The organism is Niastella populi (assembly GCF_002078015.1).
Lineage (GTDB): Bacteria > Bacteroidota > Bacteroidia > Chitinophagales > Chitinophagaceae > Niastella > Niastella populi.
The window spans coordinates 38200-62475 of record NZ_LWBP01000145.1 but is presented as its reverse complement, the minus strand read 5'-3'; the positions used below and the strand labels follow the sequence as shown (position 1 = coordinate 62475).

Annotated in this window: 23 protein-coding genes; 6 read left to right on the top strand and 17 right to left on the bottom strand. The window is 45.8% G+C overall.

Annotated features, from left to right (window positions below):
- Nucleotide 1: 1 nt before the first annotated feature.
- Nucleotides 2–958, top strand: a complete 957-nt coding sequence (locus tag A4R26_RS13295; protein ID WP_081164249.1) for a N5-glutamine methyltransferase family protein — start codon at nt 2–4, stop codon at nt 956–958.
- A gap of 171 nt (nt 959–1129) precedes the next feature.
- Here the strand turns inward: A4R26_RS13295 and A4R26_RS13290 are convergent, their stop codons facing one another.
- From A4R26_RS13290 to A4R26_RS13275, 4 genes are all read right to left on the bottom strand, one after another.
- Complete coding sequence (locus A4R26_RS13290; protein WP_081164248.1) at nt 1130–2152, bottom strand: hypothetical protein; 1023 nt, start codon at nt 2150–2152, stop codon at nt 1130–1132.
- Nucleotides 2153–2275: 123 nt separating this feature from the next.
- Nucleotides 2276–2677 carry an ExbD/TolR family protein gene (locus tag A4R26_RS13285; RefSeq protein ID WP_081164247.1) on the bottom strand — a complete coding sequence of 134 codons (402 nt, stop codon included), beginning with the start codon at nt 2675–2677 and terminating at the stop codon, nt 2276–2278.
- Between the two features lie 115 nt (nt 2678–2792).
- Complete coding sequence (locus tag A4R26_RS13280; RefSeq protein WP_081164246.1) at nt 2793–3506, bottom strand: MotA/TolQ/ExbB proton channel family protein; 714 nt, start codon at nt 3504–3506, stop codon at nt 2793–2795.
- 127 nt (nt 3507–3633) lie between these two features.
- Complete coding sequence (locus tag A4R26_RS13275; RefSeq protein ID WP_081164245.1) at nt 3634–4575, bottom strand: SPFH domain-containing protein; 942 nt, start codon at nt 4573–4575, stop codon at nt 3634–3636.
- Between the two features lie 163 nt (nt 4576–4738).
- On the opposite strand from A4R26_RS13275, the gene A4R26_RS13270 reads away from it, so the two are divergent.
- Complete coding sequence (locus tag A4R26_RS13270; RefSeq protein ID WP_081164244.1) at nt 4739–5719, top strand: YpdA family putative bacillithiol disulfide reductase; 981 nt, start codon at nt 4739–4741, stop codon at nt 5717–5719.
- A gap of 376 nt (nt 5720–6095) precedes the next feature.
- Here the strand turns inward: A4R26_RS13270 and A4R26_RS13265 are convergent, their stop codons facing one another.
- Entirely contained in the window at nt 6096–7235 is a 1140-nt protein-coding gene (locus A4R26_RS13265) for an OmpA family protein (protein WP_081164243.1), read from the bottom strand.
- A 494-nt stretch (nt 7236–7729) separates the two neighbouring features.
- On the opposite strand from A4R26_RS13265, the gene A4R26_RS13260 reads away from it, so the two are divergent.
- Nucleotides 7730–9046, top strand: a complete 1317-nt coding sequence (locus tag A4R26_RS13260) for a T9SS type A sorting domain-containing protein (RefSeq protein WP_081164242.1) — start codon at nt 7730–7732, stop codon at nt 9044–9046.
- Between the two features lie 180 nt (nt 9047–9226).
- On the opposite strand, the gene A4R26_RS13255 is transcribed toward A4R26_RS13260, so the two are convergent.
- A complete protein-coding gene (locus A4R26_RS13255; protein WP_081164241.1) occupies nt 9227–10375 on the bottom strand; it encodes an OmpA family protein in 1149 nt (382 codons plus the stop codon).
- Nucleotides 10376–10518: 143 nt separating this feature from the next.
- Nucleotides 10519–11766 carry a peptidase T gene (pepT, locus tag A4R26_RS13250; protein WP_081164240.1) on the bottom strand — a complete coding sequence of 416 codons (1248 nt, stop codon included), beginning with the start codon at nt 11764–11766 and terminating at the stop codon, nt 10519–10521.
- A gap of 53 nt (nt 11767–11819) precedes the next feature.
- Here pepT and A4R26_RS13245 point away from each other — a divergent pair, with 53 nt between their 5' ends.
- Both A4R26_RS13245 and A4R26_RS13240 read left to right on the top strand, forming a co-directional pair.
- A complete protein-coding gene (locus A4R26_RS13245) occupies nt 11820–12710 on the top strand; it encodes a CPBP family intramembrane glutamic endopeptidase (protein WP_081164239.1) in 891 nt (296 codons plus the stop codon).
- A 57-nt stretch (nt 12711–12767) separates the two neighbouring features.
- Entirely contained in the window at nt 12768–13319 is a 552-nt protein-coding gene (locus tag A4R26_RS13240) for a hypothetical protein (RefSeq protein ID WP_081164238.1), read from the top strand.
- Between the two features lie 125 nt (nt 13320–13444).
- Here the strand turns inward: A4R26_RS13240 and A4R26_RS13235 are convergent, their stop codons facing one another.
- Nucleotides 13445–14110: a hypothetical protein gene (locus A4R26_RS13235; protein ID WP_081164237.1), complete on the bottom strand. Its 666-nt coding sequence runs from the start codon at nt 14108–14110 to the stop codon at nt 13445–13447.
- Nucleotides 14111–14292: 182 nt separating this feature from the next.
- Nucleotides 14293–14748: an FKBP-type peptidyl-prolyl cis-trans isomerase gene (locus A4R26_RS13230; protein WP_081164236.1), complete on the bottom strand. Its 456-nt coding sequence runs from the start codon at nt 14746–14748 to the stop codon at nt 14293–14295.
- A gap of 239 nt (nt 14749–14987) precedes the next feature.
- On the opposite strand from A4R26_RS13230, the gene fmt reads away from it, so the two are divergent.
- A complete protein-coding gene (gene fmt / locus A4R26_RS13225) occupies nt 14988–16007 on the top strand; it encodes a methionyl-tRNA formyltransferase (protein ID WP_081164235.1) in 1020 nt (339 codons plus the stop codon).
- Nucleotides 16008–16256: 249 nt separating this feature from the next.
- Here the strand turns inward: fmt and A4R26_RS13220 are convergent, their stop codons facing one another.
- The 8 genes from A4R26_RS13220 to A4R26_RS13180 all read right to left on the bottom strand — a co-directional run bounded on the left by A4R26_RS13220 (nt 16257) and on the right by A4R26_RS13180 (nt 24248).
- Entirely contained in the window at nt 16257–17243 is a 987-nt protein-coding gene (locus A4R26_RS13220; protein ID WP_165760258.1) for a LysM peptidoglycan-binding domain-containing protein, read from the bottom strand.
- Nucleotides 17244–17392: 149 nt separating this feature from the next.
- Complete coding sequence (locus A4R26_RS13215) at nt 17393–18757, bottom strand: methyltransferase RsmF C-terminal domain-like protein (protein WP_242674901.1); 1365 nt, start codon at nt 18755–18757, stop codon at nt 17393–17395.
- A 193-nt stretch (nt 18758–18950) separates the two neighbouring features.
- Nucleotides 18951–19562 carry a toxin-antitoxin system YwqK family antitoxin gene (locus A4R26_RS13210; RefSeq protein ID WP_081164232.1) on the bottom strand — a complete coding sequence of 204 codons (612 nt, stop codon included), beginning with the start codon at nt 19560–19562 and terminating at the stop codon, nt 18951–18953.
- A gap of 159 nt (nt 19563–19721) precedes the next feature.
- The gene (locus A4R26_RS13205; protein WP_081164231.1) at nt 19722–20213 is read right to left on the bottom strand and encodes a hypothetical protein; all 492 of its coding nucleotides are present in this window, start codon (nt 20211–20213) and stop codon (nt 19722–19724) included.
- 1 nt (nt 20214) lies between these two features.
- On the bottom strand, nt 20215–21642 hold the full coding sequence (locus tag A4R26_RS13200; protein ID WP_081164230.1) for an NAD(P)(+) transhydrogenase (Re/Si-specific) subunit beta: 1428 nt from the start codon (nt 21640–21642) through the stop codon (nt 20215–20217).
- A gap of 14 nt (nt 21643–21656) precedes the next feature.
- The gene (locus tag A4R26_RS13195) at nt 21657–21989 is read right to left on the bottom strand and encodes an NAD(P) transhydrogenase subunit alpha part 2 (RefSeq protein ID WP_081164229.1); all 333 of its coding nucleotides are present in this window, start codon (nt 21987–21989) and stop codon (nt 21657–21659) included.
- Between the two features lie 156 nt (nt 21990–22145).
- Nucleotides 22146–23258, bottom strand: a complete 1113-nt coding sequence (locus A4R26_RS13190) for a Re/Si-specific NAD(P)(+) transhydrogenase subunit alpha (protein WP_081164228.1) — start codon at nt 23256–23258, stop codon at nt 22146–22148.
- Between the two features lie 192 nt (nt 23259–23450).
- Nucleotides 23451–24248: an O-methyltransferase gene (locus tag A4R26_RS13180; RefSeq protein WP_081164317.1), complete on the bottom strand. Its 798-nt coding sequence runs from the start codon at nt 24246–24248 to the stop codon at nt 23451–23453.
- Nucleotides 24249–24276 lie beyond the last annotated feature (28 nt).

The window sequence follows — 24276 nt, the reverse complement described above, 5'->3', positions numbered from 1 at the left end:
TATGACCTTATATGAGGCACAACAGCAGCTGACCACATCCCTGCACGAACTGTACGATAACCGCGAGGCCGCCAATATAGCGGACTGGGTTTTGGAGCATGTTACCGGCATGCGGAAGATCGATCGTATTATGCACAAACAGTCGCTTTTGTTGCCCGAACGGCTTGAGCAGTTACAACAATATACCCGGGAGCTGCTTACGCACAAACCCGTGCAATATGTTTTGCACGAAGCCTGGTTTAGCGGGATGGCGTTCTATGTTGATGAGAGCGTGTTAATTCCCAGGCCTGAAACGGAGGAATTGGTGGAGTGGATTGTGGAAGAAGTAAGAAGTAAGAAGTACGACGTACGAAATACAGGGTCAGGAATCGACGGGCTAACGCCACCGTTCGGCGATCCCGAAAATAAGGACGCCTCTTACCTCCTGCCTCCTACCTCCCACTTCAATATCCTCGACATCGGCACAGGCAGTGGCTGCATCCCCATCTCTCTTAAAAAGAAACTGCCTCAGGCAACCATCTATGCCTGCGATGTAAGCGAACAGGCGCTTGCGGTAGCAGAAAAGAATGCCACCACCCTGCATGCACCGGTTCAGTTTGTACAGGCCGATTTTTTAGATGCTGCCAGCTGGCCCTCGTTACCCGCCGTTGACATCATTGTAAGCAACCCGCCCTATATTCCACACAATAATCAAAGCACAATGTTGCAGAACGTGCTGGCCTGGGAACCGCACCTTGCGCTGTTTGTGCCCAATGAAGACCCGTTGTTGTTCTATGACGCCATTGCCCGGTTTGCCAGGGAAAAACTACTTCCCGGCGGAATGATCTTTGTGGAAATTCATGAAGATCTTGGTGCGCAAACAAAAGCGTTGTTCGAAGCCTATGGGTTTACTGCAGATGTGAAGAAAGATTTTCAGGGGAAGGACAGGATGGTGAAGGCTAGTTTGATAATGGGATAATTTGCTAATGTGCTAATGGCCCAACAACAGGATCTCAGCAGGTCAACCACTCTATAACTTCCGGGCAGCGGCCTTTACTTTAGCCAGTTGCATTTCAGTATGGCAATTTTGGCTGCCCTGATTTTTCGAAGTAGTCCTCCATGCTTAATGGCTTAAAAGACTGATTGTATCTCACAAAGGGATACCATTTCGATATTTTTGAATCACCTGCTGATTGGTTGTTTTTAATTCATTATACCCCTGCATAATACCAAGAACATCGGAGGTTCTTTGCACTGTTAGTACAGATCTCTCCTGTTTCAACAATTCCATTTTAGTTCTGATGCTGTCATTTATAACCAGTTTGTTTTCATTTGCCAGGTAAATCATTGCTTCCATGGCATTCACGGCATATAAATAATTGGGTGAATAAAGCAAATCATTGATCAACGCTAATTGCCCGTTCCTGATCAATGCAACAAAATCTTCAGGAGGCTGATAATAAGAGTAGCAGCATGCGCTGTCGCTGTTGTATTGATTATATAGAATGTTATTGATCCAGTCGTCTTTTTTTGCTTTGTCCGATGGTAGATTAAACCTGTAGTCTTTATTGATCTCGGCAGCTTTTGCCAGGTTTTTTTGTAAGAAACCTGTGGCAATTATATCGGCATAATCCCTCACGCTGATCGGAAACTTCAGTTTAGGAATTACAAAGGTTTTAAACATCTTAAAATCGGTGATCTGGTTTCCGTGTAAGCCACACCTTCCAATGGAGTTACTGTTTAATAGAATGCTTTTTCTTATTACAATGTTACCAATACAGTCAAGTTTTACATCTGCATGCAAATAGGGTCCATTGATAATAACATGAATTACCTTAATTAATCCGATGTCAGTTTCTGTTTTATTGACTTTTGCAAACCTGGTTTTTCCAAACCTGATCTTTTTTAATTTGCCATTCACCTGGTTGGCTTCAAATGTGCTGTCGAAAAAACTATTTAAAACTTCTATGACCGGTATTTCTTTTTTCAGCAAATTCTTTTTGTAACCGGCAGGGTAAACCAATGAATCATTACAAATATAATTTCTAATTCCCTGTTCTACTGAATCGAGGTACCTGGTATTGGCAAGGCTGTAAGACTGCTGCGCATATCCTTTTTCAATGCCAGGTACCGACAAAGCCACCAGGGCAAATATGATATTAAATAATTTCATCTTATTATGGATGCTACTTGTAATCTCCACGGCAAAGTGCTTCCCCAAAATAAAAGCCCACAGTGTACAAATGCGTCACCGTGGGCCTTTGGAAATTTATGTTTCTCCGCCAGTTGGCGGGCATCACTTCACTTTCGTATCTACCAGCAAGGTTGACCGGGCGCCGAGGTCGCGGGCAACGCGCATAACGGCCACCACATTCTCGAGCGGTACCGTTTTATCGGCATTGATGGCAATCGTTGCCTGCGTTGAGTCCTTCTGCACATACGGCTGTATAAACGCCGTCATTTCCTCAATGGAGATCTGTTTACCATTGATAATATACTCTCCGGTTGGTTTAATGTTCACGATCACCGTTTGTTTGGCCTTGGTATCGCTTTTTGCTTTCGGCTGCGATAACCTGATCACATTCGGATTGGCCAGCGTAGAAACTATAAGAAAGAAGAACAACAGGATGAACAGGATATCGTTCAACGCTCCTGCATGCAACTCCTGGTGACCTTTTAATCTTCTTCTTAAATTCATTTTATTTCTTTTAAAATATCAGGTAAAGGTATGGCGTCCGAAATCAGGGGCTAATGCATTTAATTAAGCTTCCCGAGGGGCGAACAACCACAAACCATAAACAACAAACCAAAAACTATCTGGTAGGTTCCTGTAAAATATCGAGGAACTCGGCGCTGGCCACTTCCATGCGGTTCACGGTTTTATCGATCTGCGCATTCAGGAAGTTATAAGCCACATAGGCCAGCAAACCAATGATCAACCCCGCTGCCGAAGTGATCATTTTGGTATAAATACCCCCGGCAATCTGTGCAGGTGTAAATTCACCCGATGCATTGATATTATAGAACAACTGCAACATCCCAAAGATGGTACCGAGGAACCCGAACATGGGCGCTATTCCATATACCAGCGACAAAACCGACAGGTTACGCTCCATTTTATAAACCTCTATCTTACCTACATTTTCCATGCTGCGCTCTATTTCCTCTATCCTTTTTCCTACCCGTTGCAAGCCCTTATCAATGATACGGGCAACAGGGTTCTGTGTATTCTTGGCCATAGACCGGGCAGCGGTAAGATTGCCGCTGATCACATTATCACGTATGATATACATGAAGTTGGGATCGATCCGGCTTGCTTTTTTAATAGCGATAAGCCGTTCAAAAAAGAAAAACACAGCCAGTACAAACAACAATCCCAGCGGAATCATGAGGGGACCGCCATTAGCCAACAGGTCCATCACATTCATAACATGTTCGCCCTGAGTGCCCGGAGTGGCAGCTTTTTGCAAAGAGTCGGCGGAGGCGGTGGTAGCGGGATTGGTAACTTGTAAAAAAAACCAATTCATCCAGATATTGTTTTAGTGGTGTAAATGTAGGCAATAGTGTGCCTAAAACGACTCGAACGATTTAATATTTCTTAAAAGTTTGCTAATTGAATTCCCTGATAGTCAAAATTGTACAGCTAATGAATCGTTAATTCCGGCTTTGATTGTTATCGCCCTTCATCTGCATCATAGCCATAATTTGCTGCATGTTCCGCTGCATACTTTCACTGCTGCCATCGAGGAAGATGATATTACCCTTGCCCACTTCAGCAAAATTCTTGATGGCTTCCGTCCACATACTGAACAGGATCACATTCGTATCGAGGTTCGCCTGTTTCATTTGCTCGGCAGCCTGGCTCATACCACGGGCAACTTCTTCGCGGAACAACGCCACACCCTGACCGCGTAACTGGGCCGCCGTACGTTCAGCCTCAGCCGCAATTTTAATGGCATTACCTTCCGCTTCGGCCCCTTTTGTTTTGGTGATCAGCAGTGCCTGACCCTCATTTTCTGCCGCAGCCTTCAGGTTGTTACTGGCCACCACCTTGCTCATACTGTCCATAATTTGCTTATCGAACGTAATATCGTTGATCTGCAGGTCGAGCAGGTGATACCCCCATTCTTCCAGCAAATGATCGATCTGCTCTTTTACATACTCCACTATTTCCTTACGCAAACCGAGGATCTCGGCCTGGCGTTTGGTGGCCACAAATGAGCGGATGGTACCCTCGATAGTGCGGGTAAGCGCCTGCATGAGGTCGCGCTCGCTCAGGAATTTAAAAGCTACTTTCTTGATAGTTTCTTCATGAGAATTCTGAACCGCATACAGCAACATGCTTTTGAAATACACGTTTGCCTGATCGGCCGTTACCGCCTGGAACTCCATTTCCACTGAACGGTTCTGGATACTAACCTTACGGCTGATCTGTTCCAGGAAGGGTATTAAAAAATTCAGGCCAGGGCTCAATACACGCCGGTATTTACCAAACATGGTAACCACACCAATAAATCCCTGGTTAATGGTTTTTAAACCGGCAAACAAAATCAGTACGATAACAATGACCCACCAATAGGACGTAAGGAACTCCATAAGATTAAATTTTAATGAAAAGTACGGTAAATGTGCAAATATCCAAATAAGCCCAGGGAAAATCCCGCTTTAAGTCATCAACGCTCCCCGATTTGAACGCATGAAGCCCTGGCATGGTTAATTGATGAACTATAAAACAATTCCACATGTTAACTTTGCTATAATGAACTCAAGCAATCAATTCGACATTATAATCGTTGGCGGCGGGCCTATTGGCCTGGCCTGTGCCCTGGAGGCTAAAAAAGCGGGGTTACAGTATTGCATACTGGAAAAAGGCTGCCTGGTGAATTCGCTGTACAACTACCCCATCAATATGACCTTTTTTTCTACTTCTGAAAAACTGGAGATAGGCGGTATTCCGTTCGTGAGCAATAACATAAAACCAACCCGGCCCGAAGCGCTGGAATATTACCGGCGCGTGGCCACCAGCAATAAACTTACCATTCACCTGCAGGAAGAAGTTACCGGCATTACACCACATAATGGCAAATACGAGGTTGTTACCACCAAACAAACCTACCATACCACTTTCGTGGTGATCGCTACCGGTTTTTACGATATCCCGGTAATGATGAACATTCCCGGCGAAGACCTGCCCAAGGTGGTTCACTATTATAAAGACCCGCATTTTTACGCCATGCACAAGGTACTGGTGGTAGGCGCCAATAACTCGGCGGTTGACGCGGCGCTCGAAACCTGGCGCAAGGGCGCCGAAGTAAGTATGGTCCTTCGGCACGAAGGCATTGGCAAACGGGTTAAATACTGGGTAAAACCCGATATTGAGAACCGTATTAAGGAAAACAGCATAAAAGCCTATACCAATTCTACGTTAATGGCCATCCGCGAAAAGGAAGTGGATATTCAAACACCCGATGGGTTGGTTACTATTGCAAATGATTATGTGATTGCCATGACCGGCTATCAGCCGCATTGTGATTTTCTGCAACAGGTAGGCATTCATTTGTCAGACGATGGGGTGCTTCAACCAACCTACGACCCCGATACCATGGAAACTAATTTACCTAACATTTACCTGGCCGGCGTGGTTTGCGGCGGCATGAATACCCATGTGTGGTTTATTGAAAACAGCCGCGAGCATGCGGTGCTGATCATTAATTCTATAAGGAAGAAAATGGGATTGTAGGGAAAACAGCAGGTCAAAGCTGTAAGCTGCAAGCTGCAAGCTCCAAGCAAATACAGGGAACAGCCCTAAGGCGAATACAGCTGCACGCTACAAGCTGCAAGCCGCAAGCAAATACAGGGAACAGCCTAAAGGCGAATACAGCTGCACGCTACAAGCTGTAAGCGAATACAGAATACAGCTGCAAGCTACACGCTGCAAGCTCCAAGTGAAGGCAAAATACAGCTGAGCCGAAATCGAATACAAGTTAAAGCCTAAAGCGAATACTATATTCACTTCGATATTGGAAATTCGTTATTCAATATTCTTCTGTTATTCTATATTCCCTTTTTCATTTTTCATTCTTCATTCTTCATTTCCCTGTATTCAATATTACCACCTATTCTTTTCTATAAACAAAGATCTCCACCCTCCTGTTCTTCTTCCGCCCCGACGGAGATCTATTACTGGCTATCGGCTGCAGGTACGCATATCCTCTTGCAACAAAGTTTACACCCAGCGATGGCATTTTGGTCATGAGGTATTGTTTTACCGCTACGGCCCGGCTTAGCGATAACTCCTTGTTATATTCATAACTGCCGACGCTATCGGTATGGCCGTTCACTATTACCGAATCCATGGAACCTGACAGTTTGCGCACAAAACTATCGAGCAGTTCATTGCTTTTTTTTGAAAGTTCATAACTGGCAGAAACAAAATAGATATCGGGAATAACAAGTGTGTCAACATGCTTCACCAGGGGAACGCGGGTAAGGTTTAACTTAGGCCGCGGAACAGGCGGGTTCTTTAAATAATTATTGATCCTTTTTTCAAGCCGGCTATGCCTGTCATCCTGTTTATAGATCCGCCATTTTTCGCGCTCGGCATCCGCACACATCCGCTCATTAACATCAACGGGCGTCAATGAAATATTATCGAGCAAAAAAAGATATTCATCCTGGAAATCGGGTTTTAGCGCACCGGTATAATCGGCTCTTTTAAAAAGCCCGATAGTAAGAAAAGCTTCATTACCGGTGGCGGTATACACAAACCGCGCCTTTTGCCATTTATTGGGGGGCTGCGATAAAGCGGCGCCGCTGCGCACATACCATAAAGCCGGTTGCACTTCCCTGAAATTTCTTCGCTCGTACAAATAGTCTTCAGGCGAAAAATATACGCCGATGCTGTCGAGCACTTTATTGGTGGCGCATACCTGAAATTCAAGCATATATTGTTTGCCCTTGCGCAAACCGCACAACAATTGCGTTATGAGAAAATTACGCACGCCGCGTTTGTTCACACTGCCTGCCGTTAAACCAACATAGTGGAAACCTTCATAAGCTATGGCCATATCGCCAAAATAGTAATTGGCCTGGCCCGATGTGGCCACCCATGCTTCCGGCGCGCAATATTTATGGAATTCTGTACAAAGATTGGCCTCTTCAAAACCACCGTTGGCCACCAGGTTCTGCGAATACCCTGCATAGCAGGTTATTAATGCCACGGATATGGCGGGGACGAATTGACTTATTAGCTTCATAGATAGGTTTGACAATGGAATGATTCTAAATTAGTCAAAAAAACCGGTGCGGGAGGTTGTTTTGTTTACGTTGATTATGTTGTAGTTATTTAAAAAGCTACACGTTATTTTATTTATACTGATAGCTCACATGATCTGCATTATGGCCATTTAGATTTCATGACAGCCACTTTAAGATCAGTACACAAATTGCCATTTTCATGATGGCCGTCAGTAAACCAATCAGCATCAGCCTAGTACATATTTGATCAATATCAATAAAACTATCCCGCCCTTGCATATAGAAAAAATAGTCTATACATTTACCCGGCGCTTACATCTGCCACAATCCTTCGAAACTCCAGCGTACAGGAACAAAGTCTCCACCAGTTTACAAATTTTTCATTCATCCTTTTGAAGACCTCCGATCAAAGCTTCTTCTTATACACGTAAGAAAAGCATTCCTCCAATTCCTCTGGGCACCCCAAAATTTATTCATCCCAAAATCAAAAGAAATGAAAAAGATCTACTCTTTTATAATGGTAACTGCTGTTGCCATTACTGCAAACGCTCAATTGGTTATTAATGAAAATTTCTCTGGTTTTACAAATGGCGACCTTGGTACCCAGGGTGGATGGGTTCAATTAGGCACTGGAACCGACGTACAAATTGCTACTACTACACCATTAACCTACGCAGGCTATACCAGCGGTTTTCAGTATGCTGTGGTTTCTTCTACTGACGGAACCGACCCTCGCAAACCTTTTTCCGCTTCGGTTAGCACTTCAGGTAACAAAACCTTTTTTATGAGTTTCCTGGTGCGGGTAACTAATTTACCTCAATTAAACGAAGGTCCTGATGATGCTATAACATTTGAAAATACAGCTAATGGAACTTTCCCCTGCCGGTTCTATATGAGGGAAGATAATGGCTCCAGCAACGATATAGAGTTTGGTATTGCTGTTGGAACCGCAAACCCGGAATACACTACCGGCAATTTCCAATACAACACGACTTACCTCATAGTTATAAGATATGATGTTGTGTCGGGTGCTGACAATGACGATGCGTACTTATGGGTAAACCCGGCGCTGGGTGCCGAACCTTCAACAGCTATTGCAACAGGCGCTACCGGCGCTAACCAGCAAAATACTGATGAAGTTGTTTATGGCTCGCAGATCAATGCAATGCGCATATGGCAAACCGATGAAGACGATTCACCTGATGCTGCTTACGATGGTTTCCGCGTAGCCGCCGGCGACAACTCAGCTGCTGCATGGGCCACCCTTTCACCTGTTGGCGCTCCCCTCCCCGTTCAGCTCACCAGCTTTAACGCCAGCGAAGAAACCTTCGGCACCAAACTGGTTTGGAATACTGAAGAAGAAAGCGGCATCGTAAGTTATGTTATTGAGAGAAGCACCGATGGAAAGAACTTCTCCGTAATCGGCAATGTAAAAGCGGCTAACTTAAGATCATACAGCTTTACCGATGCGCAACCTGCTGCAGATAACAACTACTACAGGCTGAAAATGGTTGAACAGGATGGCACGTTCAAATACAGCTTCATCATTAGCCTGAAAGCTAAACTAACGACCAATATTAGTGTATCACCCAACCCGGTTAAAAACTTCGTGATGATCCAACACCCGAAAGCAGGCGTAGCCGCACATATTCAGATCATCAGCGCAACCGGCCAAACCATAAGGGACATTCGTTTGTCGGCCAACGCGGTAATTTCAAATGTAGATATGAGTGGATTAACAAACGGTTTATACCATATAGTGTTTAAGAATGGCGCAGAGATCTTTAGCAAGACAATTTTGAAACAATAGACAGATCGGCGACACTAAAAAAAGTCATTCCTTTCAACGGGAATGACTTTTTTATTGAGATCGTAAAACGTGAAAGGGTTTCCTTATTCAGGGCTCGCGATTCCGCATCGATTCGCTGCACCTTCCTATATCAACTATATCACCTCTATTACCTTTTTAACTTCCGGTCAACCCGTCAACTCACTCATCATACCTGTACAAGATGATCTCCACCCGCCTGTTCATCTGCCGTCCCTTCGGGGTTTTATTACCGGCCACAGGCCGCCTGTAGGCAAAACCTCTTGTTACCGACTTCTCCCTGAGCCCTTCTACCTTATTCGCCAGGTAATCTTTAACCGAAGTGGCGCGGTTAAACGATAACGTTTCATTATAGGCCAGTTTGCCAATACTATCCGTATGCCCTTCCACTATCATGGAATCAATAAAATAGGTGTTCAGTTTACCGGCAAAGCTGTCGAGCATATTAAAGCTCGCCGGACTTAACTCGTACCGGGCGGTAGCGAAAAATATATCGGGGATGATCAGCGTATCGATGTGCCTGATCTTAATTTTTTTTGTGACCGTTGGCGGCAGCGGAATTACCGGCGGCGGGGTGCGGCGGTACCGGTATATTTTCCGGTCGAGAATGGTATGCCGTTCGTTCTCTGCATAAATTTCATTCTTTACACTATCGGCCTGAAAACATAATTGCTCCGTTGAGTCAACCGGCGTAAGCGAAACATCATCGATGTAAACATTATACTCACCCCTGAAATCCTGCACCATGTTTTTATAATCAACCCTTTTATAACAACCGATGGTTATAAATCCCTCTGTTCCGTTTGCGGTATAGATCAGTTCTACTTTTTTCCAGTTGCGGCTGTCTTCGCTGGTGTTCTCCCTTCCATTGCCCGACCACAACTGGGGTTCAATATGTTTGAAATATCTTTTCTCGCACAGATAGTCCTGCCCGGAAAAATAAATACCTATACTGTCGAGGATGGGATTTTTCGAATGCAGGAACATTTCTAGTTTGTACTGATTGCCGTTGCGCAACCCGCACAACAGGCGGGCACGAATAAAATTGCGGATACCCTGCATCCCAAGGTGGCCTGCGGTTACGCCAACATAATGAGTGCCGCTATGCGCTTTCACCGCATTCTTCAGAAGCGTAGCATCGAAATAATAATTGGCATGAAGGGAAGTCGCTATCCAGCCTTCCGGCGCACAGTTCTGTATATATTCAGTGCAGATATTCTCATCTTCAAAACCTCCGTTGGGAACAAGGTTTTGGGAATGGAGAATTTTGTAACTGAAAAACAACAGGCAATATATAAGAACAGGTTTCATCGTAAACGGAGCATGCGAAATTTGATTATGCGGTAATCAGATAATATGACAATTGAATACACCCTGTACGCGTGAACTTCGGTTTTATAGGGAATGGCGAACTCTAAAGCATTATCAAATTATCACATTAGCTATTTATCACATTATCCTTTTTCTTCCCAGATACAAGCCAGGTGCACGATCGTTTCCACGCTTTTTTGCATATCCTGCACGCTCACATATTCATGTTTGCCATGAAAGGCCATTTCACCTGTAAAGAGGTTCGGACAGGGCAAACCCATAAACGACAACCGCGACCCATCGGTACCGCCGCGCGCGCTCATTTCGATCAACGGCACACCCGCACGGGCTATCGCTTCCTTTGCATAAGCCGAAACATGCGGAAATTTATCGAGCACCTCTTTCATATTGCGATATTGTTCACGCACTTCAAAATCGGCCTTCGCCCCGGGAAAACGTTGTAAAACCTGCGCCAGCTTTTCCTTTAAGAGGTTTTCATATTCAGCCAGCTTTGCTGTGATAAAATCGCGAATGATGAACTCGAGCGTAACCTTTTCGGCAATACCATTTATACGCACCGGATGAACAAAACCATTTCTCTTTTCGGTGGTTTCGGGCGACAATGTATCTGTTGGCAGTGCTTCGAGGAACGCGCCGGCCACTTTCATCGCATTCACCAGTTTGTCTTTTGCATAACCCGGATGGGCGCTTACCCCATGAAAGGTAATGGTAACGCCATCGGCCGAAAATGTTTCATCTTCATATGCACCGCGTTCACCGGCATCGAGCGTATAGGCAAACTGCGCGCCCAGCTTTTTCAGATCGGCTTTATCAACCCCGCGCCCGATCTCTTCATCGGGTGTGAACAGTATTTTGATAGCGCCATGTTTTACATCGGGGTTGGTCATAAAAAAATGCGCCATATCCATGATCACCGCAACACCCGCCTTATCATCGGCGCCCAGCAGGGTGGTGCCCGATGCCGTAATGATATCCTCACCTTTCTTTTTCAGCAGGTACGGATGATCAGCGGGTGAAATAATCTGCGTGGGATCATCGGGTAATACGATATTCCCGCCATCATAGTTGGTATGCACCAGTGGTTTTACCCCGGCGCCGGTACAATCAGGTGCGGTATCAACATGCGAGCAATAACATATTACAGGCACTTCTTTTGTTGTATTGGCCGGAATGGTAGCATACACGTAACCATGATCATCGAGATGCGCATCGGAAATACCCATACTCTTCAATTCCTGCACCAATACACGGCTAAGGTCTTTTTGTTTTTCGGTAGACGGAACGCTGGTTGATTGCGGATCGCTTTGCGTATCAATTTGCACGTAGCGTAAAAACCTTTCCTTTACGGTAAAACTATATTTAGTAAACATGTAAGCTGTATTTTTGGCAATATAACTCAAATATCGATCAACTTAATTCCCTCATGAGCTCCTACAGGTTTTCTCCCGTAATAAAGCAAGGCTGGGTGCGCGCAATACTGCTCTTGTTCGCTTTTATTGCCTGTTCCGTTATGGTATCCCTCATCACCGGTTCTATAATGGGCATATCGCCGTTTGCTTCGAAAAACACCGTAACAAATGAACAGCTGCTGAATATAGCCATCACCTCATTGCTCATAAATGCCATAGCGGCCATAGCCCTAACGGTGACATTCCGCCGCATCATCGATCGAAAACCGGCAAAAAGCCTCGGCCTGCAATGGACCTCTTTCGAGGCCGACGCATCGATCGGTTTTTGTTTGGGCGCCGCCATACTGGGCGCCGCCAGCCTGCTGTTATTTGCAACCGGAAATCTAGAATGGATCGATGCGCACTTCATAGGGCAGGATCTTTTATTAGGTTTACTGCTGATGGTATTGATAGCGCTTACCGAAGAAATTGTTTTCAGGGGTTACATCCTCAACAACCTGATGGAATCGATGAACAAATGGGCTGCGCTCGCCGTTTCGGCCGTTATGTTTGCACTGGCCCATAGCAGTAACCCCGGCATTTCATCTGTTGCCATGGCCAATTTGATGCTGGCGGGTATGCTGCTTGGTATCAACTTCATCTATACCCGCAATATCTGGTTCGCGGTACTTTTTCATTTTGGCTGGAACTTCATACAGGGACCGGTTTTAGGTTATACCGTAAGTGGCTTACCGTTAAAAGGTGTATTGCAGCCAGCTTTAAAGGGTCCCTGGTGGCTTACCGGCGGCGGGTTCGGACTGGAAGGATCATTCATTACAACCTGTTTGTTTGCACTTGCCCTGCTGCTTTTATACATCGCATATGAAAGAAACGTTGCCGCCAAAATGATAAAGGCCAGCCAATAACATATTTGTAAAATCGGATTATTCTTTCTACCTTTTTACAAACTAAAGCTGGCTATTATGAAAAAGTTACTCATTGGCGCCCTCGTAGGCGGTATTCTTCTTTTCCTTTGGCAGTTTCTTTCCTGGACTGTTCTGAACCTCCACGGCAACGCCTACCAGTACACTGACAAGCAGGACGCAATCATGAACTTTTTAAGCACGCAGCTCGATAAAGAAGGACAATATCACATACCCGGGCTTCCCCCCGATGCAAGCCGCGAACAACACGAAGCGCTTATGAAAACGATGGAAGGAAAACCCTGGGCATTGATACAATACCATCAGTCATGGAAAATGAACATGGGTTCAAACATGATCCGTGGCCTCATCGTCGACATGCTGATCGTTGGCTTTTTCTGCGCGCTCATCAGCCGCATGAATTCGCTGAACTTTATAGCCATACTTATTTCAGCCCTGTTCGTTGGCATGATCGTTTTTTTCAATGTGCCTTACACCAATCATATCTGGTACCAGGGATTCGACCTGATGGCTTATTTCTATGACAGCATTGTGGGCTGGGGCCTCGTGGGCATCTGGCTGGGCTGGTTATACGGGAAGAAGAAAGCATAACAATTGAAATAAAAAAGAAAGGGTGAGCTTCTCTTAGCGGGAAACTCACCCTTCTTTTTTCTGAAAAACTATGCTGAGATCTGCAGGTAAGTGTGCCACACCTCGAAGGTGTGGCACACTTATAACTATTTAGTGGCCTTTTTAACCGGCGCCTTTTTCTTCGCCTGTGTTGCCTGGTTCGCCTTAACAGCTTCCTCTGCCGCCTGCTGTGCCGCTACTTCGTCTTCATACACGGTTTTCCCTTCGGGAATTTCCATAGTTGTGAAAACGGAGGGCAGAATGTAAATGATATTGGGAAGGGAATTGTGACTGGCATCGATAAACTTCCAGTTAAGGCCATTGTCGTTCGACTCACCTACCAGGTAGGTATACACTTTTACCTTTCCACGTGACTCGTCCCATTTTTCACGTACTTTTTCAACAACACACTGCCATTGGTCGCTGTTGTCGTTCATCAGATGCAACAATTTGGTTTTGGGCATCTTTTCTTCGCTTTTAGGTTCATCGCGGTAATGGATGGCGACCGCATTCTCCTTAAACCCTTCTTTACCGCCATAGAATTTAAAAGCACTTGTACAGGTCAGGTTCATGTACGTGTTCCAATCGGTGTAAAAATCGGCTTTTACCAAACTATCGGCAAACCGCAGGGCATTGCGGGTAGCAATTGCCGTATCGGACTCCGGTAACGGTTGATCGGTTGTGGAAGTGGCGGTTTGGTCCTGAGCGTAAACAATACCAGATAAACAGAATAATAGCGTGCACGTAACTATGCGTTTCGTGGTTTGTATCATAGGGTATAAATTATGCCGCCAAAATAGATAAAAAAAACGGGCAGGTCAAGATAGGAAAACTACGAGGTGAATTGACAAGTTGATGGGTTGACAAGGGAATACAGGGGTGTATAAACGACAAAGTAGGAAGTAAGCAATCTGACGCTTCTTACTTCCTACTTCTTATTTCTTAATTCAGGAATTTACGGCATAATGATGCGCGAAGGAGCAGCACCGATCTCAACCAGTTCGATATCGAACACCAGGTCTTCACCAGCCAGGGGATGGTTGGCATCGAGCATTACATTTTCTTCACCAATTTCGGTTACTACCACCGGAATTACGTGTCCTTCAGAATTGGTCATATTTAAACGCATACCAACTTCCAGCTCCATATCTTCAGGGAATTCGCTGGCAGGGAATGCAACGATCATATCGGGATTTTTGGGACCATACGCTTCAGCAACCGGAATCTGGATGGTTTTTTTGTCGCCCACTATCATACCCATAACACCATTATCGAACCCGGGAATTACCATCCCGCTTCCCACTTCAAATTGTAGCGGCTCACGACCAGCTGATGAGTCGAAAGTTGTTCCATCTGTTAAACGGCCATGATAGTGTACCTTTACGGTATCGCCGCTTTTTACTTGTTGCATACTATCTTTATTAGTGTTTAAAATGTCAGGAAAATCAACTCTCCCCTCCCACATCGCTGCATTCAAAAAGCTCAAAAAGTGAACAAAAGCGAGCAGATAAAAAAGCCCAATTCCCTGGCTGCAAAGTAACAGGAATAATTTTGGGCAGCCAATAAAAGTTTTTTGATGAAATTTGCTGAAAAAGTGGGGAATTTCCTCCCTTTTCAACACCAACCTATTGGTAAGAAATCGTAAGACGAATGCAAGAAAACAAACCATCGATAAGCGGTCAGCTACGGATTATTTTCATGGGAACGCCTGAGTTTGCAGTAGCTTCACTCGATGCGCTGGTACAGGCAGGTTGCCATATCATTTCAGTGATCACTGCACCCGATAAACCTGCCGGCCGGGGTATGAAGCTTACAGAAAGCGCCGTAAAGAAATATGCGGTTGAGCATCAGTTACCGGTGCTGCAACCTGTTAAACTTAAAGACCCGGTATTTCTGGAAACATTAAAAGAATTACAGGCCGACCTGCAGATAGTGGTGGCTTTTCGTATGTTGCCCGAGGTGGTATGGAACATGCCACCCATGGGTACTATTAACTTACATGGCTCGCTGTTGCCACAATACCGCGGCGCGGCGCCCATTAACTGGGCTGTTATCAACGGCGAAAAAGAAACCGGTGTAACCACTTTTAAACTGCAACATGAAATAGACACCGGCAATATCCTGCTACAGGAAAGTTTTCCCATAGGCGATGACGAAACCGCCGGCGAAGTACACGACAGAATGAAAGACATCGGCGCAAAACTCTTAGTTAAAACCGTTGCCGGATTAACAAACGGATCATTACAGGAGATCCCTCAGCAATCATTGGCTCACGCACCGGCTACCAGCTACCGGGAAACAGTTCCAACGGTTTCCAATGAAACACTTCATCTTAAACATGCTCCTAAAATATTTACAGAAACCTGTAAGATCGACTGGAACCAACCCATTGCAGCGATATACAACCTCATAAGAGGTTTATCGCCCTACCCCGCTGCATTCACAACGTTGAATGACAAAAACCTGAAGATCTACAAAGCAAAAAAAGAAAACCATCCATCACCCAAAAACCCCGGCAGCATTGAAACGGATAATAAAACCTATCTGAAATATGCCGGCGCCGATGGATATATTCAAATCACCGAACTGCAACTGGAGGGAAAAAAGAAAATGACGGTGGAAGAGTTTTTGAGAGGGTTTAAATATGGGGAAATGAAAAAGGAGAAATGAAAAAGGAAATACAATATCGAATGTTGAATGTTCAATGGTGAATGTAGAAGGGAATTCGGCATGCAGCGTCCTGAATGCTGTTGCGCCTAACGTAAGCGATCAGGTGCCGTCACGGTTTAAGCGGCAGCGCGAGCGCCTGCCGCGATCCTGTATTCCATTATAGAATTATCACATTATCGAATTATCACATTAGCATTTGCGACCCAAGCCGCAAATGCACCAATTATAACAAAAGCCTGTGAACTCAACTCAGTATGTCACATCTACATAGAACTTACCCATTTCAGCACCCAACTCGGCCGCTGCTGCATCGCTGAGGCGAACAGTAAGGCCAACGCTTTCACGCATATCGGGCAGTTGTCCCAGCACTTTGGCAAAAACTGATTTATTGGTAGAACTATAAGTGATCTTTACAATAGTACCCACCGGTACATTATTCATGAGGGCATAATATTTACCGTCTTTCCAGCCACTGGTACTTCTGAAAATACCGGCATTACCCGCTGTTGATTTACCGTTGCCATTGTAACCCGAACGGAAATAACCGCCTTTATAACCGGTATAGCTGCTTTCATTTCCAACCGGCGTGGTGGGTTTTGCCGTTTCTGAAGCGGGTGGCGGTGTGCCCATTTTATTTTCTTCTTTCTGCGGTTCCTCTTTCTTCAGTTCTTCCTTTTTAGCCTCAACCGCTTTTGTTTCCGTTGGTTTGGTTTCTGCCGGCTTATCTGTTTTTACAACAGACTGCTCGGTAACAGGTTTGGTAACGGTGCCACCCGATGCGGCAACCGGCGTTATTATTTTCTTTACCCCGGTGGCAGCCAGCGGCGACTGTGTAGTTTTTACCTTCAGATAACCTACTATCAGCTTCATGCCGGCCATCAGCTGATCATTGGTAATACCGTTCCATTTTTCAAGCGTTTCAACAGGGATCTTATTGTGATTCTGGCTAATGCGGTACATCCATTCTTTTTCCCCTACAATATGATAAACGGGAACGAAAACCTCATCTGTGCCCTTTTTTCCATCCTGTGTAAAGTTGTTGGCCGACAACGGCACTTTCAATTCCTGACCAATGTTCAGCTTATCCATGGTGGCACCGCTGAGGGCGGCGATCTCTTTTGCCGGCGTGTTGTAAATACGGCCTATAGCATACCATGTTTCTTTGGGTTGAACCGTATGCAACAGGTAAAGGTCAGGAGAAGTACCCTGCACTGTCATATCAGATTGTGACCACACAAACTGAGTTAGCAATAGAAACGCGATGATTAAAACTCCTTTGAACTTCAGCATAGGTTATGCATTTCGTATTCGGTTGCAAAGATGCAATATATATTTTAATTAGCGCCAACGGGGATAACTATCGCTCCGCGGGCAGTTACTGGTGTTCACGGAATATCGGGAGCTCTTTTCAGGATGCGCCATCCCTGGGGATAGTAATTATTTATCCTGTTCTGCAAAACCTTTATCCAGCCAAGGTTGTAGTGCTCGAACTGAACCAGGGTCCAGCCTTTTTGACCGGTTGTAATGGTAACATCATCCCTGCGCAAATATTGTATGGCTTCTTCCCTTTTTAACGTTACTGCAACAATTGAACCGTTTACCAGCGTGCTTACCGCAAGTGCGTGATCGGGCACCAGGTCGTTACCGGCAATTTTACCAATGGTAGTGCCGGCGCGGCGCACATATACATTATCTACAATGGTGAGCAATTCTTTTTCGAGTTGCTGCGGAAAGGCAAACAGGTCTTCCTTTTGTTTCCACAACTGCATGCCGCTACCGGTTTGCAGCCAGGGTTGTAAGATAGCCGATTCGTTCTTCGATGCTTTTTGCAGTGCCGGTCGTTTAGGCATACGAACTGTATTACCGGTTCCTTCCTGTTTGCGAAAACAACTGATAAAAAAGCCTTCTCCTTTTACTTTATCGGGGAAGAAGCGATAGCCATATGTTTTATGTTTGTCTGACCGCGTTTCAACAATGCCCCACGCAGCTTCTGTTTTCAAAGGCAAACTGTGAACAGTAAACGCATCCATTAACCAGTCGCCAATATTTTCATCCTCTTCTTTCGAATAGGAACAGGTAGAATAAATAAGCACGCCGCCCTCTTTTAAGGCGGGAAACACATCGGCCAGAATGCGCTGCTGGCGCTGATAGCAGAGTTGTACATTGTGTTCGCTCCACTCGGCAATGGCTTCCGGTTCGCGCCTGAACAAACCGGAACCCGAGCACGGCGCATCGATAACGATCACATCGAAAAAGTTTTCCAGCTTTGCAAATGCCACCGGATCGGCATTGGTAACAACGACATTGGCCCCACCCCATTTTACCGAATTCTCTTCCAGTATGGCGGCCCTTGATTTTATCACTTCATTGCTCACCAGTAAACTATCGGCACTGATAAGTGATTGCAGCAGGGTTGATTTACCGCCGGGCGCAGCACAAAGATCGAGCACCCGCAATGGCTGGCTGGTATCTGATGTTTGCATAAGCGCCTGTTCAAGGAACATACTCGATGCCTCCTGTACATAGTACGCTCCTGCATGGATCAACGGGTCGAAAATAAATGCCGGCCGCTCTGATAAATAAAGGCCGTAAGTGCACCACGGTATCTTTGCTGAGGATGTTATGGAAAAGTGCTGCTGAAGCCCCGGGGGAATGCCCTTGACCATTGACCCATCACTATTCACCATTGGAATTTTGCCCGGATTAACCCGAACCGACGTAACCTGCCGGCCGCTTTCATGTGTTTGCACGAACGCTTCTTTATCGAAGCCTGCGACACCGGCTAAGGAGCCAAGTAATTGTTGGGGGAGCTGCACCCTGCAAAACTATGAAATAATGCGTTAATGAAGTTCTGGCGAAGCCAGGCAGGGCATTAGAATTACATTAACGCAAAGTCCCGCCACGGGGCGGGACTTTAGCTATGGATCATTTTCGTTACAGCAACTATTTTACAACTTTGTCGGCTCTGAATTTCCTGGTGGTGATCAACTGGCCGCGCACATCGTAGAACTTGAAAACGCCCTCGCGTTTATCGTTTACATATGTACCGGTTTCTTTCAGGGTGCCATTAGGGTTATATTCCGTCAGCAACCCGTTCCTTTTACCGTTCTTGTAATGAATCACGATTCGTTTATTTCCGCCCTGGAAAAAAGCGCTGTACTGGTCAACAACGCCGCTGGTATCGCGGTGCTCCATTTCCTTGGGTTTACCATTGGCATAATAAGTAGTTGTGGTGCCTACCAGCCTGTTGAAATTCACAATGGTATCGGTCTTTAATAAACGGCCGGTCTTTGTATCGTATGATTTGGCAGCCTGGAACTTACCTTTTTCTTTAAAGTGGATCTCGGTTTTCAGCTTGCCGAACAGGAATGACTTTTCAATGCCTTCGGTATGATCGTCGTTCAGGTATTGATACTCGTAGGTGAGATTGCTCTTTGGCTTCGCTATGGCGGAATCATCTACTTTAGACAATGTATTTCCTTCGTCCTGCGCTTTACTGAGATGGCAGGAAATTACAAGGATAGCGGCTACTAAACAGGCACTTTTTGTGATCATATAGTACGGTTGTCAATTATTTTCGGCTAAAATACTGGAGATTTACTGCACCCGCAACACTATGGCATCCAATTATTTACAAACACAATAACACACAAACACGGCAAATCCCCTGCTATGCAATGCTTATAACGGAAGATGGGGTGCATTTAGTGTTTTTTACATGGCAATTTCGCTCAACAGGTCGTTATCGTCGTTTGGCTGCTGCGGTTTTTGGGCAGAAAAGCATTGAACTATAACTATGACAAAAAAGATATGACCAATTATAACGCCCGCCCAGTAACTATACATCTGAACCCGAAACAGGCTTTGCATTACAGGGCTCGAGGGAATTACCAGGTAAGAAAAAAACAATGCGCCAATATAAAGTAATGGCAGTACTGCAAAGGAAAACAGGGAAAGGATGAGGTGCGCCCAAACGAATTTTCGTTCTTTTATTCTTCTTCGAACCACCCGATAAAATACTACTTCAACCAGAAGAACCGATGGCCATAAAAACATCCATAAAAAAGCAGCGGTTGAAACGCCGTAGTTCTTCATGTTGAACCAAAGGGCAAGCAACGACTCAAGAAGACATACGATCATCGTTACCAGCATAAACCGGAATGGCGTATTCCAGGGTTTGACGAAAACAGCGGTCCCGCTACCCATATTATAAATTCTTGATCTCCCCTATCAGGTCCTGCAACACCTTTTTGGCATCGCCGAAAAGCATAGAAGTTTTGGGTTGAAAGAAAAGGTCGTTCTCGATACCGGCATAACCCGGTTTCATACTGCGTTTGTTCACGATCACATTTTTTGCCAGCTCCACATCGAGAATGGGCATTCCGTATATAGGAGAAGAAGGATCAGTTTTGGCAGCCGGGTTCACTACGTCGTTCGCTCCGAGGATCAGTACCACATCGGTTGTCGGGAACTCGTCATTCGCGTGTTCCATTTCGAGCAGTTTGTCATAGCTGACATCGGCTTCGGCCAGCAAAACGTTCATATGGCCGGGCATACGCCCCGCCACAGGATGAATGGCATACTTCACTTCAACGCCTTTGCTTTCGAGTAATTTTTCCAGTTCGTGACAGGCATGTTGCGCCTGCGCAACCGCGAGGCCATACCCGGGAACGATCATTACTTTATTGGCATAGCTCATGACAACCGCAGTATCGCTCAGGGTAATTTCTTTATAAGCGCCCTGGTCTTTTTTAGCTCCGCTGGCAGCGGCGCCGCCGCCAAACGAACCGATCAATACATTCTTCAGCGAACGGTTCATGGCCTTACACATAAGAATGGTCAGCAGGGTACCGGCAGCACCTACCAGAATACCACCCGTTAACATCACTTTGTTGTTGTACAGGAAACCGCCGCAGGCTGCCGCCACGCCGGTAAACGAGTTCAGTAATGAAATAACCACCGGCATATCGGCCCCGCCGATAGGCATTACAAACATAATCCCGTATACAAGCGATAACGCAACGGTTGCATAAAAAAGAAGATGGGCATAGGTTGTTTGGTATTGATACGACATTACCGCCGCCACCAACACCAGCGCCAGCATGAGCAGATTTACGATATGCTGGCCGCGGAACGACATATCCTTTATTTTACCGCTCAATTTTCCCCAGGCGATCATGCTGCCGGCAAAAGATACGGTACCAATAATTGCGCCTGCAATGATAGTAAGGTAATGACCGGCTGCTACATATTCAGACAGCCCAAACAAATCATCGCCTTTGTAATTTTTGTAAAGGTGATCGAACTCAACGGCCGAAATAAGGGCCGCACAGGCGCCACCCATCCCATTGAACATACTCACCATTTCGGGCATGGCCGTCATTTTTACTCTCCTTGCGGCCAGCGTTCCTATTACCCCGCCAATAAGAATGCCCCCGAAGATCCAGGGATAGTTGCCCAGTCTTTTGCCATCTTCTTCATACAGGAAGATGGTTCCTATAATAGCAATGCCCATACCGGCAGCCGCCAGCAGGTTACCGTTGCGGGCGGTTGACGGGTTCGACAACATCTTCAATCCTATAATGAACGTAACCGAACCTACGAGGTAGCAGAGGGTTAGTATACTTAATTCCATAAATCGTTTTGTTTTTACTTAGAACCTGGATTTTGCTTTTTACCTTTTCCTTTGAACATTTCCAACATGCGGTCGGTTACCACAAAGCCGCCCACCACATTCAATGTTCCTAAAACCACCGCCAGAAAACCGAGGACGAGCGCCACGTAATTATGCTGTTCGGCCTTGCCCATAACAATGATGGCCCCAATGATAACCACACCATGGATGGCATTGGCGCCGCTCATCAGTGGCGTATGCAGCACGCTGGGTACATGACCGATAACCTCGATACCAACGAAGATCATCAATATAACGATGTAGATCATTTGCTGATTATCGGCTATCCAGGTAAGAATTGCTTCCATATAGTTAGTTTGTAATAATTTATTGGCTGAGTAAAGAGCTGTCCCGATGCTTCGGTCGGGATGCCGGCATTTATCGCCGGTATGCAACGCAGGAAAAGCTACTTAGCGTTCAGAATGCCGGGAAAAAATGTATTCCCCCATTAGCACATTAGCAAATTAGCTAATTGCTTTAACCCGGTCGTGCACCACCTCGCCATTATTGGTAATGCAGCAACCTTTCACCAGGTCATCGTCCCAGTTGAGATTGATCTTTCCTTCCTTATCGATGATCAGTTGTAAAAAGTTAAGCAGGTTTTTGCCATACAGTTTACTGGCATCGGAAGGCATGGTGGCCTGCAGGTTGCTGTTGCCTACAATATGCACGCCTTTATATATTACCGTTTGATTGTTTTTCGTAACGGGCGTATTGCCACCGGTAGCTGCCGCAATATCAATGATCACCGATCCTTTGCGCATAGAGGTCAGCATTTCTTCTGTAATAAGTACAGGCGCTTTTTTACCGGGTATTTGCGCGGTGGTAATAACGATGTCGGCTTTGGCAATGCTTTCGGCAATTCTTTGCTGCTGGCGTTGCTGATAATCGGCCGACTGTTCAACCGCATACCCGCCTGCTTTCGATGCATCGGCGGCGCCTTCCACTTCAATGAATTTGGCGCCCAAACTCATTACTTCTTCTTTTACGGCGGGCCTGGTATCGAACACTTCAACCACCGCACCCAAACGGCGGGCGGTTGCAATAGCCTGCAAACCGGCTACCCCGGCGCCCAGGATCAATACTTTGGCCGGAGCAATACTACCGGCCGCCGTCATGAACATGGGAAAATAGCGGCTATAGGTGTTGGCCGCCAGCAATACCGCTTTATAACCGGCGATATTGGCCTGTGAGCTCAACACATCCATACTTTGCGCCCGCGTTGTACGTGGCAGCATATCGAGACTGAATGAAGTAATTCCCTGCTTTGCCCATTGCTGCATCACCGCCACATTGAACAAAGGCTGGTATACCCCTATCAGGATCTTTGCACTCAGGCTTGCCGCCTCTGCGAACGGGTGAATAGCTACCAGTATGTCGGATGATTGAATAACTTCCTGCCGGGTTTTTATTACCGCACCGGCTTTAACGTAGTCTTCATCGTTATAAAAGGATCTTTCGCCGGCGCCCGATTCAATTTGTACAGTAACGCCTTTTTTGGTGAGGGCAGTTACGGCTTCGGGCAAAAATGATACGCGGCTTTCTTCGGATGGTTCTTTTAAAACTCCAATCGTCATAATCAGGTAGTAGTTATGTGATTCAAGGTAAGGAAAATTTAAGTTATGAATGGCGCTACGCCGGAATAGTATTTTTTATTGCATTCTTACCGAAAATTAATAGCAGGGGTAAATGGGGATGCGCCCCGGTGGTTTCCGGTACGATGGGGGCAGCCCTTCAATTCCTGATGCCAACTATTTTGAAGACCGCTTTCAGAACCGAACCGTAAAATGCTGTTTTACCTTGAACTGATCGCTGAAAAACACCAGTCCAACAAAAAACAGATCGATGGAAAGCGTTACTGCCGGGTTTTCCTTTACCTCTTCCCAGGCTTTTTCCATTTCGGCGCTCCAGTGAATGTCGTCAAAGATCACCAGGCTGGCATCGTTCAAATGGGGCAACAGCTGGTTGAAATACCGCACCGTGGGTTCGTACCGGTGATTGCCATCGATAAATGCCAGATCGAGTTGCGGTAAAGCGCCCAGTATACCGGGCAGGGTATCATCGAAATTGCCGGTTACCTGTTGTATGGAGGATAACTGAAGAGATTGAAAATTCTTTTTCGCCTGCGCGGCTATGGCGCGGCTTCCTTCTGCCGTAATCACCTTCGCCTGCGGATTGGCCAGGGCCATATACGCCGTTGATACACCCAGCGAGGTACCCAGCTCCAGAATATGTTTGGGTTGATAATAATTTACAATACGAAATAAAAGCTGCGCCCATTTTCTCGATTTGGCGGCATGGCGGGCAATGGAAGCCACTGACCGCTGATTGGTTTTGCTGATGGTGGAACCCGCACCAAAATCTTCTACTTCGAGAATGGTTTCATCCTGCAGCAGTTTGCGGCGCAATGCTTCTACCTGGTTGTAGGCATAAAAGTTCCGCCTGTCTACGAGCACCTTTCGTACGAAGTCGTAAACGAATGGCGAATGAATGCCATGGCCCCTGCCATTCAGCGCGGTGAAATAATAGGAGGAATATTTTTTTATGAGCTGCCAGGAGGAAAACATGGCCAAAAATATTGAATATCGAATGATG

Bases quoted from the DNA above. Each gene is read 5' to 3' on its own strand.
- A4R26_RS13280 (WP_081164246.1), bottom strand. From the start codon at position 3,506: ATGAATTGGTTTTTTTTACAAGTTACCAATCCCGCTACCACCGCCTCC.
- A4R26_RS13205 (WP_081164231.1), bottom strand. From the start codon at position 20,213: ATGGGTAGCGGGACCGCTGTTTTCGTCAAACCCTGGAATACGCCATTC.
- A4R26_RS13275 (WP_081164245.1), bottom strand. From the start codon at position 4,575: ATGGAGTTCCTTACGTCCTATTGGTGGGTCATTGTTATCGTACTGATT.
- A4R26_RS13295 (WP_081164249.1), top strand. From the start codon at position 2: ATGACCTTATATGAGGCACAACAGCAGCTGACCACATCCCTGCACGAA.
- fmt (WP_081164235.1), top strand. From the start codon at position 14,988: ATGCAAGAAAACAAACCATCGATAAGCGGTCAGCTACGGATTATTTTC.
- A4R26_RS13230 (WP_081164236.1), bottom strand. From the start codon at position 14,748: ATGCAACAAGTAAAAAGCGGCGATACCGTAAAGGTACACTATCATGGC.
- A4R26_RS13200 (WP_081164230.1), bottom strand. From the start codon at position 21,642: ATGGAATTAAGTATACTAACCCTCTGCTACCTCGTAGGTTCGGTTACG.
- A4R26_RS13260 (WP_081164242.1), top strand. From the start codon at position 7,730: ATGAAAAAGATCTACTCTTTTATAATGGTAACTGCTGTTGCCATTACT.
- A4R26_RS13195 (WP_081164229.1), bottom strand. From the start codon at position 21,989: ATGGAAGCAATTCTTACCTGGATAGCCGATAATCAGCAAATGATCTAC.
- pepT (WP_081164240.1), bottom strand. From the start codon at position 11,766: ATGTTTACTAAATATAGTTTTACCGTAAAGGAAAGGTTTTTACGCTAC.
- A4R26_RS13270 (WP_081164244.1), top strand. From the start codon at position 4,739: ATGAACTCAAGCAATCAATTCGACATTATAATCGTTGGCGGCGGGCCT.
- A4R26_RS13290 (WP_081164248.1), bottom strand. From the start codon at position 2,152: ATGAAATTATTTAATATCATATTTGCCCTGGTGGCTTTGTCGGTACCT.
- A4R26_RS13285 (WP_081164247.1), bottom strand. From the start codon at position 2,677: ATGAATTTAAGAAGAAGATTAAAAGGTCACCAGGAGTTGCATGCAGGA.
- A4R26_RS13245 (WP_081164239.1), top strand. From the start codon at position 11,820: ATGAGCTCCTACAGGTTTTCTCCCGTAATAAAGCAAGGCTGGGTGCGC.
- A4R26_RS13255 (WP_081164241.1), bottom strand. From the start codon at position 10,375: ATGAAACCTGTTCTTATATATTGCCTGTTGTTTTTCAGTTACAAAATT.
- A4R26_RS13240 (WP_081164238.1), top strand. From the start codon at position 12,768: ATGAAAAAGTTACTCATTGGCGCCCTCGTAGGCGGTATTCTTCTTTTC.
- A4R26_RS13210 (WP_081164232.1), bottom strand. From the start codon at position 19,562: ATGATCACAAAAAGTGCCTGTTTAGTAGCCGCTATCCTTGTAATTTCC.
- A4R26_RS13235 (WP_081164237.1), bottom strand. From the start codon at position 14,110: ATGATACAAACCACGAAACGCATAGTTACGTGCACGCTATTATTCTGT.
- A4R26_RS13180 (WP_081164317.1), bottom strand. From the start codon at position 24,248: ATGTTTTCCTCCTGGCAGCTCATAAAAAAATATTCCTCCTATTATTTC.
- A4R26_RS13265 (WP_081164243.1), bottom strand. From the start codon at position 7,235: ATGAAGCTAATAAGTCAATTCGTCCCCGCCATATCCGTGGCATTAATA.
- A4R26_RS13190 (WP_081164228.1), bottom strand. From the start codon at position 23,258: ATGACGATTGGAGTTTTAAAAGAACCATCCGAAGAAAGCCGCGTATCA.